General features: G+C 39.3%; 17 protein-coding genes. 12 read left to right on the top strand and 5 right to left on the bottom strand.

Features of this window, described 5'->3' with window-relative positions:
* A partial coding sequence (locus M1F91_RS02895) for a Cna B-type domain-containing protein (RefSeq protein WP_247912574.1) occupies positions 1–1,523 on the bottom strand: 1,523 nt, incomplete at its 3' end.
* 659 nt (positions 1,524–2,182) lie between these two features.
* Between M1F91_RS02895 and M1F91_RS02890 the strand changes: the two genes are divergently transcribed.
* The 3 genes from M1F91_RS02890 (at position 2,183) to M1F91_RS02880 (ending at position 6,844) form a co-directional block, all read left to right on the top strand.
* A complete protein-coding gene (locus M1F91_RS02890) occupies positions 2,183–4,729 on the top strand; it encodes a M1 family metallopeptidase (protein ID WP_247912564.1) in 2,547 nt (848 codons plus the stop codon).
* Positions 4,730–4,845: 116 nt separating this feature from the next.
* Positions 4,846–5,517 carry a two-component system response regulator CiaR gene (gene ciaR / locus M1F91_RS02885; protein WP_247912563.1) on the top strand — a complete coding sequence of 224 codons (672 nt, stop codon included), beginning with the start codon at positions 4,846–4,848 and terminating at the stop codon, positions 5,515–5,517.
* A complete protein-coding gene (locus M1F91_RS02880; RefSeq protein ID WP_247912562.1) occupies positions 5,510–6,844 on the top strand; it encodes a HAMP domain-containing sensor histidine kinase in 1,335 nt (444 codons plus the stop codon). Before ciaR ends, M1F91_RS02880 begins: the two co-directional genes overlap by 8 nt.
* 24 nt (positions 6,845–6,868) lie before the next feature.
* On the opposite strand, the gene M1F91_RS02875 is transcribed toward M1F91_RS02880, so the two are convergent.
* Positions 6,869–7,144 carry a DUF3270 family protein gene (locus tag M1F91_RS02875; RefSeq protein WP_247912561.1) on the bottom strand — a complete coding sequence of 92 codons (276 nt, stop codon included), beginning with the start codon at positions 7,142–7,144 and terminating at the stop codon, positions 6,869–6,871.
* Between the two features lie 368 nt (positions 7,145–7,512).
* Between M1F91_RS02875 and M1F91_RS02870 the strand changes: the two genes are divergently transcribed.
* The 9 genes from M1F91_RS02870 to deoD all read left to right on the top strand — a co-directional run bounded on the left by M1F91_RS02870 (position 7,513) and on the right by deoD (position 16,026).
* A complete protein-coding gene (locus M1F91_RS02870; protein WP_247912560.1) occupies positions 7,513–8,568 on the top strand; it encodes an ABC transporter permease in 1,056 nt (351 codons plus the stop codon).
* Positions 8,569–8,581: 13 nt separating this feature from the next.
* Entirely contained in the window at positions 8,582–9,262 is a 681-nt protein-coding gene (locus tag M1F91_RS02865; protein ID WP_247912559.1) for an ABC transporter ATP-binding protein, read from the top strand.
* 110 nt (positions 9,263–9,372) lie between these two features.
* Positions 9,373–10,302, top strand: a complete 930-nt coding sequence (locus M1F91_RS02860; RefSeq protein ID WP_247912558.1) for a peptidase U32 family protein — start codon at positions 9,373–9,375, stop codon at positions 10,300–10,302.
* A gap of 104 nt (positions 10,303–10,406) precedes the next feature.
* Positions 10,407–11,090, top strand: a complete 684-nt coding sequence (gene rpiA / locus M1F91_RS02855) for a ribose-5-phosphate isomerase RpiA (protein ID WP_074324207.1) — start codon at positions 10,407–10,409, stop codon at positions 11,088–11,090.
* Positions 11,091–11,113: 23 nt separating this feature from the next.
* Positions 11,114–12,325, top strand: a complete 1,212-nt coding sequence (locus tag M1F91_RS02850; RefSeq protein ID WP_247912557.1) for a phosphopentomutase — start codon at positions 11,114–11,116, stop codon at positions 12,323–12,325.
* Between the two features lies 1 nt (position 12,326).
* A complete protein-coding gene (locus M1F91_RS02845; protein WP_247912556.1) occupies positions 12,327–12,884 on the top strand; it encodes a DUF1697 domain-containing protein in 558 nt (185 codons plus the stop codon).
* Positions 12,884–13,693 (top strand): purine-nucleoside phosphorylase, encoded by an 810-nt coding sequence (locus M1F91_RS02840; RefSeq protein ID WP_247912555.1) that lies wholly within the window; start codon positions 12,884–12,886, stop codon positions 13,691–13,693. Before M1F91_RS02845 ends, M1F91_RS02840 begins: the two co-directional genes overlap by 1 nt.
* A gap of 2 nt (positions 13,694–13,695) precedes the next feature.
* A complete protein-coding gene (locus tag M1F91_RS02835; protein ID WP_247912554.1) occupies positions 13,696–14,976 on the top strand; it encodes a chloride channel protein in 1,281 nt (426 codons plus the stop codon).
* Between the two features lie 339 nt (positions 14,977–15,315).
* On the top strand, positions 15,316–16,026 hold the full coding sequence (deoD, locus tag M1F91_RS02830; protein ID WP_247912553.1) for a purine-nucleoside phosphorylase: 711 nt from the start codon (positions 15,316–15,318) through the stop codon (positions 16,024–16,026).
* A gap of 15 nt (positions 16,027–16,041) precedes the next feature.
* On the opposite strand, the gene M1F91_RS02825 is transcribed toward deoD, so the two are convergent.
* The 3 genes from M1F91_RS02825 to coaA all read right to left on the bottom strand — a co-directional run bounded on the left by M1F91_RS02825 (position 16,042) and on the right by coaA (position 17,847).
* On the bottom strand, positions 16,042–16,560 hold the full coding sequence (locus M1F91_RS02825; RefSeq protein ID WP_247912552.1) for a DNA topology modulation protein: 519 nt from the start codon (positions 16,558–16,560) through the stop codon (positions 16,042–16,044).
* A 65-nt stretch (positions 16,561–16,625) separates the two neighbouring features.
* On the bottom strand, positions 16,626–16,874 hold the full coding sequence (rpsT, locus tag M1F91_RS02820) for a 30S ribosomal protein S20 (RefSeq protein ID WP_029689886.1): 249 nt from the start codon (positions 16,872–16,874) through the stop codon (positions 16,626–16,628).
* Positions 16,875–16,926: 52 nt separating this feature from the next.
* A complete protein-coding gene (coaA, locus tag M1F91_RS02815; RefSeq protein ID WP_247912551.1) occupies positions 16,927–17,847 on the bottom strand; it encodes a type I pantothenate kinase in 921 nt (306 codons plus the stop codon).
* Positions 17,848–17,980 lie beyond the last annotated feature (133 nt).

Raw genomic sequence — 17,980 nt, 5'->3', positions numbered from 1 at the left:
GTTGGAGCTTCAGTTGTAGTTGGAGCTTCAGTTGTAGTTGGAGCTTCAGTAGTTGTTGGAGCTTCAGTTGTAGTTGGAGCTTCAGTAGTTGTTGGATCTTCAGTAGTTGTTGGAGCTTCAGTAGTTGTTGGAGCTTCAGTTGTAGTTGGAGCTTCAGTTGTAGTTGGAGCTTCAGTTGTAGTTGTAGTTGGTTTGTTTGATGTGTTGACGACCTTAATCACGTTTGCATCATCAATTTTTTCAACTTTAGAAGTGTAACCTTCAGGTGTATTTGTTTCCACTACTGAGTACTCAATCTTCTTACCGTCTTTGATACCTGGCAATTTAGTAAATTCTGCTTGCCAACCAGAGGCTTTTGTAAGAGTTTGTGTCATTCCTTCTAAAGCTTGGCCGTCAGCATACAATTGAACAGTGATATCTTTACGATCTGCTTCGCTATCGCCAACCCATTCTTTTTGAACGGTTACAGTTTTGTCACCGCTCACCCAGAATTTCAACTCATTGTTGTTCCAGAAGGCTGGGTCAGTTTGAGGTGTTGTGATTTCATCAGCTGTCAAAGTAGCATTGTTATCAACTCGGATGGTTGTTTTAGGAATGATTGTTTGGTATTCAACAATCAATTCATCACTAGATGCTGTTTTAAATACATCACTGACATCTGATAAATTCACAGTAAATCCATTACCGTCTGCATCGAATTTCACATGTTTCCAGAAGTCCCAACCTGAAGCAACCACTTGTCCACCTTTTCTCAAAGTGAATGATGGTTTCAAGTAAGTTCCCACGAAGAATTCACTTGCTGCATGGTTAGCAGCTGGTTTGAATGTAATCTTAGAGTAATCTACAGCTGGAGCTTGGATTTTATCTGATACAACTGGGTTTGTGATGGCTTGTTTTTTGCCATCTCCGTTGATACGGATGAACCATTTTGTTAGATAGTAGTCATCTCCAACATTCATCCATGCATAGTTTTCAGATGCATCTAGTTTGAATTCCTTAGCTACATAGTCACCTGTAAGGTTGTATTTATTTAAGACAGATTCAAATACACCAGGACCATCAGGACGTGTAATGATGACAGATTCTGAACCGACTTTAGAAGTGGCAGTCTTGTTTCCAGGATTTCCTGGAGTGCTATCCCACACTGCACGGTATTGGAATCCACCCTTAACGTTTTGGTTCATGGATTCGATTGCTTTTTTAAAAGTAAAAGTAATCTTTTTGTTTGTCATTGACAAGGTAGCCACTTCAGCACCGTTGGCTTGAAGGGATTGCGTTGCGAGTTCTGTGATATTTAAACCTTCGGGAGCGTCTATGGTAAAAGTATCTCCTTCTTTAACTGATTTACCTGTCAAGTCCCAATCAAAAGAAAATGTAACTTTTTGACCAGATGTATCTGCTTTGAGGTTTGTAATGGTTGGTGTAACAGTCGCTGCAGACACTGGGTTAATGATTGACAAACCAAGTGCAACTACACTAATCATTGCTACCAACGCAAATAGTTTTTTATATAGAGATTTCAATTTCCCCAAATCCTTTCTTCTATAAAATCTTTTTATTTAGTTTTAACACTCAAAATGTTTACTTTTATCATTAATAAGATTTACAGCTTAACTACGACAATTAGTGTAATTTTGCTACTGCTCCAAGGTAGATAAAAATTACAATAGTTTTTCAATCTCCGTATATTATCAACTAGTCTACAATTTGTTTGATAGTAAAAGGTAGAATGGATTTTCTATTAGTTTTCTTCATGAAGGAGAATACATGTTAACATTATTTAGAAGAGAACTCTGAATTTCTGAATAAATATGATTCATTACAGAAAAAAACTAATAAATTAACTGTAAAATAGTAATGAAAAAGTAAGACAAAATAAATGTTATAACATGGTATTAATGATACCAATCAAATTCTAGCACTAACATGTGAAATAGTCAATAAATTTGATGTAAATTTCATATAAATTTAGGTATTTTTTGACTATTTTTGACAGTTTCTAAAAAAGCTATAAAAACGTAGAAAATGGGAGCGTTTCGGAAACTTTTTTCTTATATTTTTAGTCCAAGAAGACAAAATTCTTCTAAAAGTAGTTTGAAACCTTTTTTCTGTCCTAAATTATGATAAAATAGGTATGTTTGAACTAGAGCATTTGCTCAGAAATATAGAATAGGAGAAAATGATGCAAGCAGTAGAACATTACATTGAAAAACTTGTTCCTGAACATTATGATTTATTTTTGGACTTGAGTCGCGAGACCAAGACTTTTTCAGGGAAAGTAACCATCACTGGTCAAGCTAAAAGCGACCGTATTTCCCTTCACCAAAAAGATTTGGAGATTGCTTCTGTAGAAGTAGCTGGTCAGGCGCGTCCATTTACAGTTGATAATGAAAACGAAGCTCTTCATATCGAACTTGCGCAAGCGGGTCAGGTTAAATTGGTTCTTTCGTTTTCAGGTAAAATCACAGACAACATGACAGGAATTTACCCATCTTACTACACAGTTGATGGGGTTAAGAAGGAAGTTTTGTCAACTCAGTTTGAGAGCCACTTTGCCCGCGAAGCCTTTCCATGTGTGGATGAGCCAGAAGCTAAAGCAACTTTTGACCTATCTCTTCGTTTTGACCAGGCAGAAGGAGAATTGGCCTTGTCAAACATGCCTGAGATTGACGTTGAAAACCGCAAGGAAACTGGTATCTGGAAATTTGAGACAACTCCACGTATGTCTTCATACTTACTCGCTTTTGTGGCTGGAGACTTGCAAGGAGTTACGGCTACAACTAAGAACGGTACTCTTGTAGGAGTATACTCAACCAAAGCACACCCACTCTCTAACCTTGACTTCTCACTAGACATCGCTGTTCGTTCGATCGAATTTTACGAAGACTACTATGGAGTCAAATATCCAATTCCTCAATCTCTCCACATTGCTCTCCCTGACTTCTCAGCAGGCGCTATGGAAAACTGGGGTCTTGTCACTTACCGTGAAGTTTACTTGGTTGTGGATGAAAACTCTACCTTTGCTAGCCGTCAACAAGTAGCTCTTGTCATTGCCCATGAACTTGCTCACCAATGGTTCGGTAACCTTGTAACGATGAAATGGTGGGATGACCTTTGGCTCAATGAAAGTTTCGCTAACATGATGGAATACGTCTGTGTGGATGCCATCGAGCCAAGCTGGAATATCTTTGAGGACTTCCAAACAAGTGGTGTCCCATCAGCTCTAAAACGCGATGCGACAGACGGTGTTCAGTCAGTTCACGTAGAAGTCAGTCATCCAGACGAAATCAATACTCTCTTTGACCCTGCAATCGTTTATGCTAAGGGTAGCCGTCTCATGCATATGCTTCGTCGTTGGCTAGGAGATGCTGATTTTGCGAAAGGATTGCATGCCTACTTTGAAAAACACCAATATGGAAATACTATTGGTCGTGACCTATGGAATGCTCTTGGTCAAGCATCAGGTCGTGACGTAGCAGCCTTTATGGATTCTTGGTTGGAGCAACCTGGTTATCCAGTATTGACTGTCAAGGTTGAAAATGATGTCTTGAAGATTTCACAAAAACAATTCTTCATCGGTGAGCACGAAGATAAGAACCGTCTATGGGTAGTGCCACTTAACAGTAACTGGAAAGGTTTGCCAGATACTCTTGAAACTGAAAGTATCGAGATTCCTGGCTATGCTGCTTTGCTTGCTGAGAACAAAACAGCCCTTCGACTAAACACAGAAAATACAGCCCACTACATTACAGATTATCAAGGTGAGTTGCTGGATGCTATCCTTTCAGAATTAGTAGAACTTGATAATACAAGTAAACTTCAAATCGTCCAAGAACGTCGTTTGTTGGCTGAAGCTGGTCACATTTCATTTGCGGACTTGCTTCCGGTTGTAGATCAATTGGCACAAGAAGAATCTTACCTAGTTGTTGCAGCAGTTTCTCAAGTTATTTCAGCTCTTGAACGCTTTATCGATGAAGGAACTGAGACTGAGAAAGCCTTTAAAGCACTTGTTGCTAAGCTCGCTCGTTACAACTATAATCGCCTTGGATTTGAAGCAAAAGATGGAGAAGCAGATGAGGACGAATTGGTTCGTCAATTGACAATCTCAATGATGATTCGCTCAAATGATGAGGAAGCGAGCCAAGTCGCAAGTCAAATCTTTGCAGCTCATAAGGACAATCTTGCAGGTCTTCCAGCAGCTATTCGTTCACAAGTTCTCATCAATGAAATGAAACAACATGAGACTAAAGACTTGGTAGCTCTTTACCTCGACTTATATACTCATGCTACAGATGCAGTCTTTAAACGTCAGTTAGCTGCAGCCCTATCATACAGCACAGACGCTGAAAATATCCAAACGCTTCTTGCAACTTGGAAGGATAAATTTATCGTCAAACCACAAGACCTGGCATTGTGGTACCTCCACTTCCTTGGACACAAGGCTACTCAAGAAACTGCTTGGACATGGGCGCGTGAAAACTGGGATTGGGTTAAGGGAGCTCTTGGTGGTGATATGAGCTTTGATCGATTTGTCATTTACCCTTCTAATATCTTTAAAACTGAAGAACGCTTGGCAGAATACAAAGCTTTCTTCGAGCCTCAAGTATCTGACCTAGCTCTTAGCCGTAATATCCGTATGGGTATCAAGGATATCGCAGCTCGCGTTGAATTGATTAAGCGTGAAAAAGCAGCCGTTGAAGCAGCGGTTGCAGAATATAGCAAAGCTTAAAATTATTCAAGTCTAAATAGATGATAAAAACTCAACTTTTTCCTAGAAAAACAAGGAAAGTTGAGTTTTTTTTAAGATATTTTTGTTATAATAAGCTTAATAAGGAGGAATTTTTGATGATCAAAATTCTATTAGTGGAAGATGACCTAGGTCTGTCAAATTCAGTCTTTGATTTTTTGGATGATTTTGCAGACGTTATGCAGGTTTTTGATGGAGAAGAAGGTCTTTATGAGGCTGAAAGTGGCGTATATGATTTGATTCTATTGGACTTGATGTTGCCTGAAAAAAATGGATTCCAAGTCTTGAAAGAATTGCGTGAAAAAGGTATTTCGACTCCTGTTCTGATCATGACAGCCAAGGAAAGTCTCGATGACAAAGGACATGGATTTGAACTTGGGGCAGACGATTATCTAACAAAACCTTTCTATTTGGAAGAGCTCAAGATGCGTATCCAAGCCCTTCTCAAACGTTCTGGGAAATTCAACGAAAATACTCTTTCTTATGGAGATTTGACGGTTAACCTCTCTACAAATGAGGTTAAGGTTCACGATACTTCTGTTGAGTTACTCGGTAAGGAATTTGAACTCTTGGTCTATTTCCTCCAAAACCAAAATGTTATCTTACCTAAGACACAGATTTTTGACCGTCTATGGGGATTTGATAGTGATACGACTATTTCCGTTGTAGAAGTTTATGTATCAAAAGTTCGTAAGAAATTAAAGGGGACAGTCTTTGCTGAGAATCTCCAAACCTTACGCAGTGTTGGGTATATTTTAAAACATGTTTAATAAATTTAAAAAGAATTGGTACGCAGAAGATTTCAGCTACTTTATCCGTAACTTTGGAGTTTTTACGCTGATTTTCTCTGCAATGACCTTGATTATCCTGCAGGTTATGCACTCCAGTCTTTACACGTCTGTAGATGAGAAACTTCTAGCACTGAGCAATAATCCTCAGGATATTATTCAATTGGCAGTCAATCGTGCAACAGATGATGTAAAGGATATAAACGGTGGAAATGTCACCACAAATTCGGATAAAAGAGTTACAATCAGCTCCAATACAGAAGTTATTTTGCTGGATTCAAATCTGAATCAATTAGTGACTGGAAATCGCTTTTTAGGATTAGATAGGATAACCTTCAATAAAAAGGATTTAAACCATATTCGCCAACTTCATATTGTGAATAGCTATGGTCAGGATGAAGTTTACCGTGTTGTCCTGACGGAAATGAATATTGATTCGGTTTCGACTAATATCAAGTATGCTGCAATCTTGGTAAACACTAGCCAACTAGAGCAGATTAGTCAAAACCACGAGCAGTTAATTGTGGTGGTCATGGCAAGTTTTTGGATTCTATCTATCTTAGCCAGTCTCTATCTTGCTCGTGTCAGTGTTAAGCCCCTACTTGAAAGTATGCAAAAACAACAGAGCTTTGTGGAGAATGCCAGTCATGAACTACGCACTCCACTAGCAGTTCTTCAAAACCGTCTGGAAACACTTTTTAGAAAACCAGAAGCGACTATTATGGAGTCCAGTGAGAGCATTGCTTCGAGTTTGGAAGAAGTTCGAAACATGAGATTCCTAACGACGAATTTGCTCAATTTAGCGCGTAGAGATGACGGAATTAAGCCAGAACTTGGAGAAGTAGAGCCCGACTTCTTTAATACGATCTTTACCAACTATGAAATGATTGCATCTGAGAATGATCGTGTCTTTCGTTTCGAAAACCGTGTGCATCGAACCATTATCACTGATAAACTCCTTCTTAAACAACTGATGACCATTCTGTTTGACAATGCTGTCAAGTATACGGAAGAAGAAGGAGATATTTATTTTGAAATTTCAACGACAGAACGCAGTCTATATTTAACGGTAGCAGATAATGGAATTGGTATCTCTGCAGCTGATAAAAAGAAAATCTTTGATCGCTTTTATCGCGTTGATAAGGCACGTACACGTCAAAAGGGTGGATTCGGATTAGGTTTGTCATTGGCTAAGCAAATTGTTGATGCGCTTAAGGGAACTATCAATGTTAAGGACAACAAACCAAATGGAACAGTTTTTGAAGTCAAAATAGCTATCTCAACACCATCAAAACGAAAGAATAAATAAAAACCTTCGATTCATCGAAGGTTTTTATTTGAATTTTTTCTTAATAAAAGTACGCTGGAATTGCAAGACTGCAAGACTGAGTCCAATTGCCAAGGCAAAAGATAAAACGGTATTGACTTTTAGTGATAAGAACATAAAGCTAAAAATTGCTAAAAATACACAGAAACAAGCGATGTTTACAAAAAATAGGACTTCCTTTACACTAGCGACAGAAGCATTTTCTGGAACATAATCTTGAAACTGAGCAGTTTTTATACTTTCTTGTTCTAACTCATACGGGTGTAGTTTTCTTGCGGGCATATTTCTCTCCTTAACAGTACATTACTATTTTATCATTTTTTAAAGAGAGAATTATTACAGGATTGTTACAAATTGCATAAAATCTGTTATCAAGGCCAATTTCGGAATTCTTGACATGCTAATGGGAAAATGATAGGATGAGTAAACCGTTTAAACTTTATTATTTTTTCTTATTTTAACGAGGGGAAATTTGATGGTTGAAACGAATAAAAATCATACACAGATGCAAATAAATTCAATTTTGAAGTAAGGACAGGATTCTTTTAAATTGATTCTAGTTGTTCATGACGAGATAGTTTTCTATCTTTAGTGCTATGGTAAAGAGGAGATTTGTTCCCTCAACAACAGAATACTTAAAGGAGATTGGCATGTATCTTGCTTTCAAAGAAATTTTACAGAATAAACTGCGTTACAGTTTAATTCTAACAACCATTTTTCTCATTGCTTTTATGGTCTTTTTTATGACCAGTTTGGCTCTCGGGCTTGTTCGAAATAACAGGGCTGCTATTGATAATTGGCAAGCAACAGGAGTTGTGCTATCCGATTATGCAAATGATAATTTGACTGCATCCTTTATACCAGAAAAAGACTACAAAGATAAAGTGTCTGGGGATGCTGTTCCCCTGAGCTATATGTTTGCGGTGACAAACCTTGTTAATAGTAGTGACAAGATGAATGTCTCTATTTTTGGTCAAGAGTGGGACAGTTTTATTTCGCCAATCTTGATTGAAGGGCGTTACCCAGAAAATGACCAAGAAGTGGTAGTGGATCAGTCTTTTGAAAATTACGGCATCAAACTCGGGGACGCTATTCAACTCAACGGAAGTGAGACAAGTTTTAAGATTGTAGGTCTGACCAGAGAAAATAAATTTTTCACGGAACCTGTTGTCTTTACAAGTTTAACAACGTATTGGGATTTACAAGGAACAACAAAAGCCAATCGTTCGATCTCTGCATTGGTATTGCAAAATGATGTAGAAGTGATTGGCGATGGTTTGAAGCAGATTTCTATTCAAAAAATGATTTCGAAAATTCCTGGCTATACTCCTCAGGTCAATGTATTCTCAGGAATGATTCTAGCTATGATTGTCATTACAGGTCTGATTGTAGGGATTTTTATCTATATCATTACTATTCAAAAATTAGGTCTCTATGGAATTATGCGAGCGCAAGGGATTCAGATAAAATCCATCGTATGGTCCCTTTTCTGTCAAATCTTTCTTTTATCTGGTTTGGGTATAGGATTGGCTTTATTAGCCATTTGGGCTGTCATTTTAGTCTTACCTGCAACCTTCTTTTTCTACCCTAGTTGGTTGGCATACTTTGTGTTAAGCCTGGTCATTTGCTTGATGGCACTTCTAGGTGGCGTCATTTCGCTTCCGCGTCTACTTAAAGTGGATCCAATTACAGCCATTGCAGAATGATAAGGAGAATGATATGACGACATTAATTGAGATGATTCAAGTGACAAAAACTTATGGCGAAGGCAATATGAAAGTCACAGCTCTCCATGAGACCAATTTTCAGCTAAACGCTGGGGAGTTTGTAGCGATTGTGGGGCCTTCTGGATCAGGTAAAACAACCTTTTTAACAACTCTAGGACAACTTCAGGAAGCTTCAAGTGGCAAGATTCTGGTAAAGGGAAAAGAGACTGGGCATTTATCTGAAAAAGAAAAAACGGATTTGCGCTTCAGAGAATTTGGTTTTATCCTCCAGGCCTCAAATCTGATTCCCTTTTTAACGGTTAAGGAGCAATTAGATTTAATTGACCGTTTGGATAAAAAGAAATCTATAAAAAGTAACCGACAAGAGTTGTTCAGTTTGTTGGATTTGGAAAAGGTTAAAAATCACTATCCCAAAGCTCTCTCTGGTGGTGAACGCCAACGAGCTGCAATTGCTAGAGCCCTTTATAATAATCCTAGTATCGTACTTGCAGACGAACCGACAGCTAGCTTGGATACACAACGTGCTTATCAAGTGACGGATATGTTGGCTTCAATTGCCCATGAGCAAGGTAGGGGAGTTGTCATGATTACGCATGATACTCGCTTACTAGATAAGGTTGACCGTATTTATGTGATGAATGACGGACGACTTGTTGAAAAGACACAAGCATAAATCTAAAAAGTGAACTGTTATTGATACGGTTCACTTTTTTTAAAATTTGGACTAACAAGACCCACTTTTCTATATAGCTGATTTTTTGAAAATGTGGTATAATTTTCTCTATGGAAAAGATTATCATTACAGCAACTGCTGAAAGTATTGAACAAGTGAAACAGCTACTTGAAGCTGGTGTCGACCGCATTTATGTCGGTGAGAAAGATTTTGGTCTTCGTTTGCCAACGACCTTTAGTCATGAAGAATTGCGTGAAATCGCAAAAATTGTTCATGATGCCGGTAAGGAATTAATCGTTGCGGTCAATGCTCTTATGCACCAAGACATGATGGACCGTATCAAGCCATTCTTGGACTTTTTAGAAGAAATCAAAACGGACTATATCACAGTTGGGGACGCAGGTGTCTTTTATGTGGTTAACCGTGATAAGTATTCTTTCAAAACGATTTACGATGCCTCAACCATGGTCACCAGCAGTCGTCAGATTAACTTCTGGGGACAAAAAGCAGGAGCGTCAGAAGCAGTTTTGGCGCGTGAAATTCCATCTGCAGAACTTTTCAAAATGCCTGAAATTTTAGAAATTCCTGCTGAGGTCTTGGTATACGGTGCTAGTGTTATCCACCATTCGAAGCGTCCACTCTTGCAAAACTACTATAATTTCACACAGATTGATGATGAAAAATCTCGTCAACGTGACTTGTTCTTGGCTGAGCCAAGTGACCCAGAGAGCCATTACTCTATTTTTGAAGACAATCATGGGACTCATATCTTTGCTAACAATGACCTTGATTTGATGACCAAGTTGACTGAGTTGGTAGAACATGGTTTCACTCATTGGAAGCTTGAAGGTCTCTACACTCCAGGCCAAAACTTTGTAGAAATTGCAAAACTCTTTATCCAAGCGCGCGATTTAATTCAAGAAGGTAACTTTACACATGACCAAGCCTTCTTGCTCGATGAAGAAGTTCGCAAGTTGCATCCTAAAAATCGTTTCTTGGATACTGGATTTTACGACTATGACCCTGATATGGTTAAGTAAACATCACAAAACCCGACATAAAATGTTCGGGTTTTTCTAGTGCAAGGATGAATTTGAAGCGTATTCATGATATAATAGAAGTAGCTCTATTTGGAGGTGTATAAGTGGAAAATCTGAAAAAAATGGCAGGGATTAAAGCTGCTGAGTTCGTCAAAGATGGTATGGTTGTCGGGCTTGGAACAGGCTCAACTGCCTACTATTTTGTAGAAGAAATAGGTCGTCGTATCAAGGAAGAGGGCTTACAGATTACAGCTGTAACGACTTCTAGTGTGACCAGCAAGCAGGCAGAAGGACTCAATATTCCTCTTAAGTCTATTGATCAAGTGGACTTTGTAGACCTGACAGTTGATGGTGCAGATGAAGTAGACAGTCAGTTTAACGGAATCAAAGGCGGTGGTGGTGCCCTTCTCATGGAAAAGGTTGTCGCAACTCCATCTAAAGAATATATCTGGGTAGTTGATGAAAGTAAGCTAGTAGAGAAACTTGGTGCCTTTAAATTACCAGTAGAGGTTGTTCAATATGGTGCCGAACAGGTCTTCCGTCGATTTGAACGAGCTGGCTATAAACCGAGCTTTCGTGAAAAGGATGGTCAACGTTTTGTGACTGACATGCAAAACTTTATCATCGATTTGGCCTTGGAAGTGATTGAAGACCCAATTGCTCTTGGACAAGAATTGGATCATGTCGTTGGTGTCGTCGAGCATGGATTGTTTAACCAAATGGTGGATAAGGTCATCGTTGCTGGACAAGAGGGCGTTCAGATTTTAACTTCAACAAAAGCAAAATAATCAAAATAAAAAGGAGACACACTATGCCAAAATTTAATCGTATTCACTTGGTGGTACTAGATTCTGTAGGAATCGGTGCAGCACCAGATGCTCATAACTTTGTCAACGCTGGTGTTCCTGATGGTGCATCAGACACGCTTGGACACATTTCAAAATCAGTAGGTTTGAATGTTCCAAATATGGCAAAACTTGGTCTTGGGAACATTCCTCGAGAAACACCATTGAAGACAGTTCCAGCTGAGAGCAATCCAACAGGTTATGCGACTAAGCTTGAAGAGGTATCTCTAGGTAAAGATACCATGACTGGTCACTGGGAAATCATGGGACTTAATATCACTGAACCTTTCGATACTTTCTGGAATGGATTCCCAGAGGAAATCCTTACTAAAATCGAAGAATTTTCAGGACGTAAGGTTATTCGTGAAGCCAACAAACCATACTCAGGAACAGCAGTAATCGATGACTTTGGACCACGCCAAATGGAAACTGGCGAGTTGATTATCTATACATCAGCTGACCCAGTTCTTCAAATCGCAGCTCACGAAGACATCATTCCTTTGGATGAACTCTACCGTATCTGTGAATATGCTCGTTCGATCACTTTGGAACGTCCAGCTCTTCTAGGTCGTATCATTGCTCGTCCTTATGTTGGTGAGCCTGGAAACTTCACTCGTACGGCTAACCGTCGTGACTTGGCTGTATCTCCATTTGCTCCAACTGTATTGGACAAATTGAATGAAGCCGGTATTGATACATATGCAGTTGGTAAGATTAACGATATCTTCAACGGTGCTGGTATCAACCACGATATGGGTCATAACAAATCAAATAGCCACGGTATAGATACCTTGATTAAGACCATGGGACTTCCTGAGTTCCAAGAAGGCTTCTCATTTACCAACTTGGTAGACTTTGATGCTCTTTACGGTCACCGCCGCAATGCTCATGGTTACCGTGATTGCTTGCATGAGTTTGATGAACGCTTGCCAGAGATCATGGCAGCCATGAGAGAAGACGATCTTCTTTTGATTACTGCTGACCACGGAAATGACCCAACCTACGCTGGTACTGACCATACGCGTGAATACATTCCACTTTTGGCATACAGTCCATCCTTTAAAGACAATGGATTAATTCCAGTTGGACACTTCGCTGACATCTCAGCAACGATTGCAGAGAACTTTGGTGTTGAAACTGCCATGATTGGTGAAAGTTTCTTAGATAAATTAGTTTAAGATGATTCGCTACGCTCTACTTGTTAGAGGTATTAATGTCGGTGGAAAGAACAAGGTGGTCATGGCTCAATTGCGTCAAGAATTGACGGAGTTGGGATTAGAAAATGTAGAAACCTACATCAATAGTGGCAATATTTTCTTTAATAGCATTGTGCCTAGAACTAAACTAATAGAGAATTTACAGGCTTTCTTTGAAAGATACTATCCATTTATTCAGAGTTTTTCCTTGTTGTCTCACGAAGACTATGAAGAGGAGCTTAGAAATCTTCCCGATTGGTGGAACCATGAGATGGCTCGAAAGGATGTGCTATTTTATACTGAGGGCGTGGATGTGGATCAAGTCATCGAGAAAGTGAACAGTTTGGAACTGGTCGATGAAGTGCTTCATTTTGGGAAATTAGGGATCTTCTGGGGTAAATTGTCAGAAGCTAGCTACTCTAAAACAGCTTATCACAAGCACTTGCTTAAGATGCCTTTCTATCGCAATATTACCATTCGTAACGCTAATACCTTTGACAAAATTGGTCAATTTTTAAAACATAAAGAAGGAGATACCTAATGACATTTTTAAATAAAATCAATGAAACAGCTGCTTTCTTGAAAGAAAAGGGAGTTGAAGCGCCGGAGTTCGGCTTGATTCTTGGTTCAGGTCTTGGAGAATTGGCTGAAGAAATCGAAAATGCAGTCGTAGTAGACTACTCTGACATTCCAAACTGGGGTCAATCCACAGTAGTCGGACATGCTGGTAAATTGGTTTATGGTGATCTTGCTGGGCGTAAAGTCTTGGCTCTTCAAGGTCGTTTCCACTTCTACGAAGGAAATCCTCTTGAAGTGGTGACTTTCCCAGTTCGTGTCATGAAAGTTTTGGGATGTGAAGGAGTGATTGTAACCAACGCTGCTGGAGGTATCGGCTTCGGTCCTGGTACCTTGATGGCTATTACTGACCACATCAATATGACTGGTCAAAACCCATTGATGGGTGAAAACTTGGATGACTTTGGTCCACGTTTCCCAGATATGTCTAAAGCCTACACACCAGAATACCGTACAACTGCCCATGAAGTGGCTAAAAAACTTGGTATCAAGCTTGATGAAGGTGTCTATATTGGTGTAACAGGTCCGACTTATGAAACCCCAGCAGAGATTCGTGCCTATAAGACTCTTGGTGCAGATGCTGTCGGTATGTCAACTGTTCCTGAAGTTATTGTGGCAGCCCACTCAGGCTTGAAAGTTCTAGGAATTTCATGTATCACTAACCATGCTGCTGGTTTCCAAGAAGAGCTCAACCACGAAGAGGTAGTAGAAGTGACAGAACGTGTCAAAGGCGACTTCAAAGGATTGCTGAAAGCGATTCTTGCTGAATTATAATCATGGTACATGAGTTGAGGAGGAGTCTTCAGAAGATCCCATATAACCTCAAATTAGTCCTAGCGGTTATCATGTTGGGGCTAGTTACAGGTATATTCGGAATTTTGCTCCATTATCTTTTAGAGCTGGTTGAAGGGATTGCTTTTGGTCAGACAGAGCATAACACTGGATTCTTGACAGATGGTGTTGCCTCATCACGAATAGGCTTCAGTTTAATCATCGTGGGTGTCAGTTCTGCCTTGGTCTGGTATTTCTTGCAAAGAAAAGCAAAGATTTTTTCCATCAAAGCGCAGATGAAAGATGAAACGTCACAATATAAACTTCATTTTTTAAAACAGCTAGTTCATTCAATTTGGCAGATTGTTGCAGTTGGAGGAGGAGCTCCTATCGGTAAGGAAGCTGCGCCGCGGGAGATTGGAGCTTTATTTGCAAGACCTATTGCCAATACTTTTTCTCTCTCCGTGAAGGACCAAATCTTTCTCATTGCCTGTGGAGCTGGTGCGGGTTTAGCAGCTGTCTATCAGGTTCCGTTAACGAGTGTGTTTTTCGTTTTTGAAACCTTGGGAATTGCTTTATCTGTCAAACGTTTTTTCTTGGTCGGTTTGACTACCTATGTATCAGCCTTTACAGCAGGCTTTGTTGTTTCAGATCATGCTCTCTATCAGATTCCAGCCATGACTTGGCCACTAGGTGATATGTGGCTTGTTCCCCTATTAGTCCTCTTCCTGACTCCACTGGCTTGGCTTTTTAGTCGCTTCAACAAACAAGCTTCTTCAAAGAGAATTAAGGACAAGCGGATACTCTATACTCTGCCTGTAACATTCCTTTTCCTTGTTGGATTGGCTAGCCATTTGCCTCATCTACTTGGTAATGGGCGTATGATGGCTCAGGAAATTTTAAACGGCAGTAATGCCAAGATGGTAATCCTCTTATTTATCTTGAAAGCCGTGGTCGTTTTAGTCACCCTTTGGGCAGGTGCCTATGGCGGTACCTTGACTCCATCATTTGCCTTGGGGATAGCAGGAGCTGCACTCCTGACTATGATTCTTGGAGGTGGCAACCAGCCAGCAGTCATGCTATTAGGTTCGGTTTGTTTTTTAGCAGTGACCTTGAAGGCTCCCTTGTCTGCAACTGGATTGGTAATGGGCTTCACTGATCAGTCATTTGAGGCTATACCTTTTCTTTTGGTGACTGCATACTTGGCATTTAGTTTTGCTAAAATGCTGGATCGAGTCCCTTGGGAGAAATACTTACGACCAAAGACAAGGATAATAGAAACTTAATAAGAATACTCTAGTTTTTCTAATCCAAAATATATTTTTGATTTATAATCAATATCATTTAATAAAGAAAGGTAGAGCGTGTGTTCTAATTTGAACACGAGCGGAAAGCTTTTCTAAACAAAAAATACACACAGAAAGGAAGGGTTAACCGTATTTGTTAACTGAATACTGGTTACTCTCCTCTAAATCATCAAAATTAAAAAGAAAGGTAGGGCGAGGTGTTCAGATTTGAACACGAGCGGAAAGCTCGGAAAATAGATAATCTGACTGAGAAATCAGGATTTCTCGTCAGATTCCTAATTTTCAGTCGCTTTCTGGTCGCTCTTTGTATCATAAACTATGTCTATCCATATTGCTGCTAAGCAAGGTGAAATTGCTGATAAAATTCTCCTTCCTGGAGATCCTCTTCGTGCGAAATTTATTGCTGAGAATTTTCTTGAAGATGCTGTTTGCTTTAACGAAGTGCGTAACATGTTTGGTTACACAGGTACTTATAAGGGTCACCGTGTATCAGTCATGGGAACTGGGATGGGAATGCCCTCAATCTCTATTTACGCACGTGAGTTGATTGTCGACTACGGAGTGAAGAAATTGATCCGTGTTGGAACTGCTGGTTCTTTAAATGAGGACGTTCATGTCCGTGAATTGGTCTTGGCTCAAGCAGCTGCAACCAACTCAAACATCATCCGAAACGATTGGCCTCAATACGATTTCCCACAAATCGCAAGTTTTGACTTGCTAGACAAGGCTTACCATATTGCCAAAGACCTTGGTATGACTACTCACGTCGGAAATGTCTTGTCATCAGACGTTTTCTATTCAAACTATGGTGAAAAGAATATCGAGCTTGGTAAATGGGGTGTGAAGGCTGTCGAAATGGAAGCAGCAGCTCTTTACTATCTTGCTGCTCAACATCACGTCGATGCCCTTGCTATCATGACGATTTCAGACAGTTTAGTCAATCCCGATGAGGACACTACAGCAGAAGAACGTCAAAACACCTTCACCGATATGATGAAGGTTGGTCTAGAGACTTTAATTGCAGAATAAGAAAAAAAGGTTTCCTTAATAGGAAACCTCTTTTTTATGAAGAAAGCTATCTAGTTCTTTTTGATTAGTGATTATGGTTACCTTATCAGCATAGTCTGAACAGATCTGTTGATAATGGTCTTTATGAGAAGAGTTACGTCCATCCCAAAGAATCCAGCGGATAAACTCCCAGTCAAAACGTTCAGGACAACCGTCTGCCATACTTTCTCTAACTTTTCCTCTGTATCTTAGATAGCGTTTAAAGGCTCTTGCTAAACAATTCCATGCTGAGAAGTTTAAAAAGATAATCTGATCAGCTTGCTCCATTCTTTCCTCATAGCAACACCAGCTATAGTTGCCGTCGATAACCCAATCCTCATGTTTAGAAAGGAAAGTCTTCATCTCCTTTAACATCCAATCGCGATTGCTATCTTGCCACCCAGGCTGAAATTGCAATCGGTCTATATGGAGTTTAGGAATGGAGTAGTAGCTGGAAAGTTTTTCTGCCAGAGTAGATTTGCCTGAGCCTGAATATCCTATAATAGCAATTTTCATGATAACCTCCAGAAAAATATGTACAAAAAAAGCTCCGAAGAGCTCATTTTGTATCCAGTTAAAGATTAACCAAGTTTAGCTGCAAGACGTGCTTTATCACGGTTAGCTTTATTCTTGTGGATCAAACCTTTAGTTTCTGCTTTATCGATGGCTGAGCTAGCAGCACGGTAAAGTTCTTCAGATGGGTTTGCTTCAAAAGCTTTGATAGCAGTACGCATAGCTGATTTTTGAGCTGAGTTCTTTTCGTTTTGTTTAACGTTCAATTCAGCGCGTTTGATAGCTGATTTAATGTTTGCCAATGTTCTTACCTCCATATTTACTAACTATACCATTATATCTGAAAACTATTATTTTGACAAGGGGAAATCACTTTTTTAAATAAATTTCATCAATTTCATGATTTTTAGATTTATGAAGAATGACTTCAGCCCGATTTCTGGTTGGTTCGATGTAGTTTTGTAGATTGATCAAATTAATACTTGTCCAAACCTGATGAGCAAAATCTTTGACTTCACTGATTGGTTGCTGGGTGAAACGATAGTAATAGTTGTTTGGATCATCTTGTGCAAAGCTAAGAAGTTTCAAGAAACGATCCAAATACCAGCTCTCGATATCCTCGACTGCAGCATCTACATAGATTGAAAAATCGAAGAAGTCTGTAATATAAAGACGGCTGTTGTGTGGTGTTTGAAAGACGTTGATACCTTCTACAATGACAAAATCCGCTGCTTGAACTCTTTGTGTTTTATCAGGTACGATATCGTAGATTTCGTGAGAATAAACGGGGATATCTACATCCTGACCGTTTTTAAGTTGATCAAGGAAATCGAGCAAGCTTTCCATATCATAACTCTCAGGGAAACCTTTTCGGTTTAGGATATTTCGCTCATTTAAGATACTGTTAGGATAGAGAAATCCATCAGTTGTCACTAATTCAACACTTGCTTCTGGAAAAATACGGGAAAGCAAAATTTGTAAGAGTCGGCTAGTAGTTGATTTGCCAACAGCGACACTACCTGAAATTCCGATAATAAATGGCTGATTTTTACTCTCCCTTTGGAGGAAAATCCCTTTTGAAAAGGCTAGGTCTTCTTTGGAGCGTTTGTAGATTTGAATCAGATGAGCTAGCGGTAGGTAAATATCTGTTACATCTTGGAGACTAATCTGGTCATTAAAACTCTTAATCGAATCTAATTCATCCTCGGTTAAAGGAGGTGTAGTTTTACGATGTAAAGATTGCCAAGTTCTGCGACTGATTTTTTCATAATGTATAAATTCGTTGGTCATAAAATTTCCTCGTTTGATACCTCAGTATACCATAATTTACAAAGAAAGACATCTGAATCATTTGAGAAAAAGCGCTTTCTTTGTTAGAATAGAGGTAGAATAAACATCAAAAGAGGTGGTGTTATGAGACTAG

The sequence above is a fragment of the Streptococcus sp. oral taxon 431 genome, assembly GCF_023110115.1.
Classification (GTDB): domain Bacteria; phylum Bacillota; class Bacilli; order Lactobacillales; family Streptococcaceae; genus Streptococcus.
Note: the sequence above shows the minus strand (reverse complement) of the source record. Positions and strands in the feature narration are given on the sequence as shown.

Excerpts from the sequence above, each read along its gene's own strand:
- M1F91_RS02890 (WP_247912564.1), top strand. The coding sequence starts at position 2,183 with ATGCAAGCAGTAGAACATTACATTGAAAAACTTGTTCCTGAACATTAT.
- ciaR (WP_247912563.1), top strand. The coding sequence starts at position 4,846 with ATGATCAAAATTCTATTAGTGGAAGATGACCTAGGTCTGTCAAATTCA.
- M1F91_RS02880 (WP_247912562.1), top strand. The coding sequence starts at position 5,510 with ATGTTTAATAAATTTAAAAAGAATTGGTACGCAGAAGATTTCAGCTAC.
- M1F91_RS02875 (WP_247912561.1), bottom strand. The coding sequence starts at position 7,144 with ATGCCCGCAAGAAAACTACACCCGTATGAGTTAGAACAAGAAAGTATA.
- M1F91_RS02870 (WP_247912560.1), top strand. The coding sequence starts at position 7,513 with ATGTATCTTGCTTTCAAAGAAATTTTACAGAATAAACTGCGTTACAGT.
- M1F91_RS02865 (WP_247912559.1), top strand. The coding sequence starts at position 8,582 with ATGACGACATTAATTGAGATGATTCAAGTGACAAAAACTTATGGCGAA.
- M1F91_RS02860 (WP_247912558.1), top strand. The coding sequence starts at position 9,373 with ATGGAAAAGATTATCATTACAGCAACTGCTGAAAGTATTGAACAAGTG.
- M1F91_RS02850 (WP_247912557.1), top strand. The coding sequence starts at position 11,114 with ATGCCAAAATTTAATCGTATTCACTTGGTGGTACTAGATTCTGTAGGA.
- M1F91_RS02845 (WP_247912556.1), top strand. The coding sequence starts at position 12,327 with ATGATTCGCTACGCTCTACTTGTTAGAGGTATTAATGTCGGTGGAAAG.
- M1F91_RS02840 (WP_247912555.1), top strand. The coding sequence starts at position 12,884 with ATGACATTTTTAAATAAAATCAATGAAACAGCTGCTTTCTTGAAAGAA.
- M1F91_RS02835 (WP_247912554.1), top strand. The coding sequence starts at position 13,696 with ATGGTACATGAGTTGAGGAGGAGTCTTCAGAAGATCCCATATAACCTC.
- deoD (WP_247912553.1), top strand. The coding sequence starts at position 15,316 with ATGTCTATCCATATTGCTGCTAAGCAAGGTGAAATTGCTGATAAAATT.
- M1F91_RS02825 (WP_247912552.1), bottom strand. The coding sequence starts at position 16,560 with ATGAAAATTGCTATTATAGGATATTCAGGCTCAGGCAAATCTACTCTG.
- rpsT (WP_029689886.1), bottom strand. The coding sequence starts at position 16,874 with ATGGAGGTAAGAACATTGGCAAACATTAAATCAGCTATCAAACGCGCT.
- coaA (WP_247912551.1), bottom strand. The coding sequence starts at position 17,847 with ATGACCAACGAATTTATACATTATGAAAAAATCAGTCGCAGAACTTGG.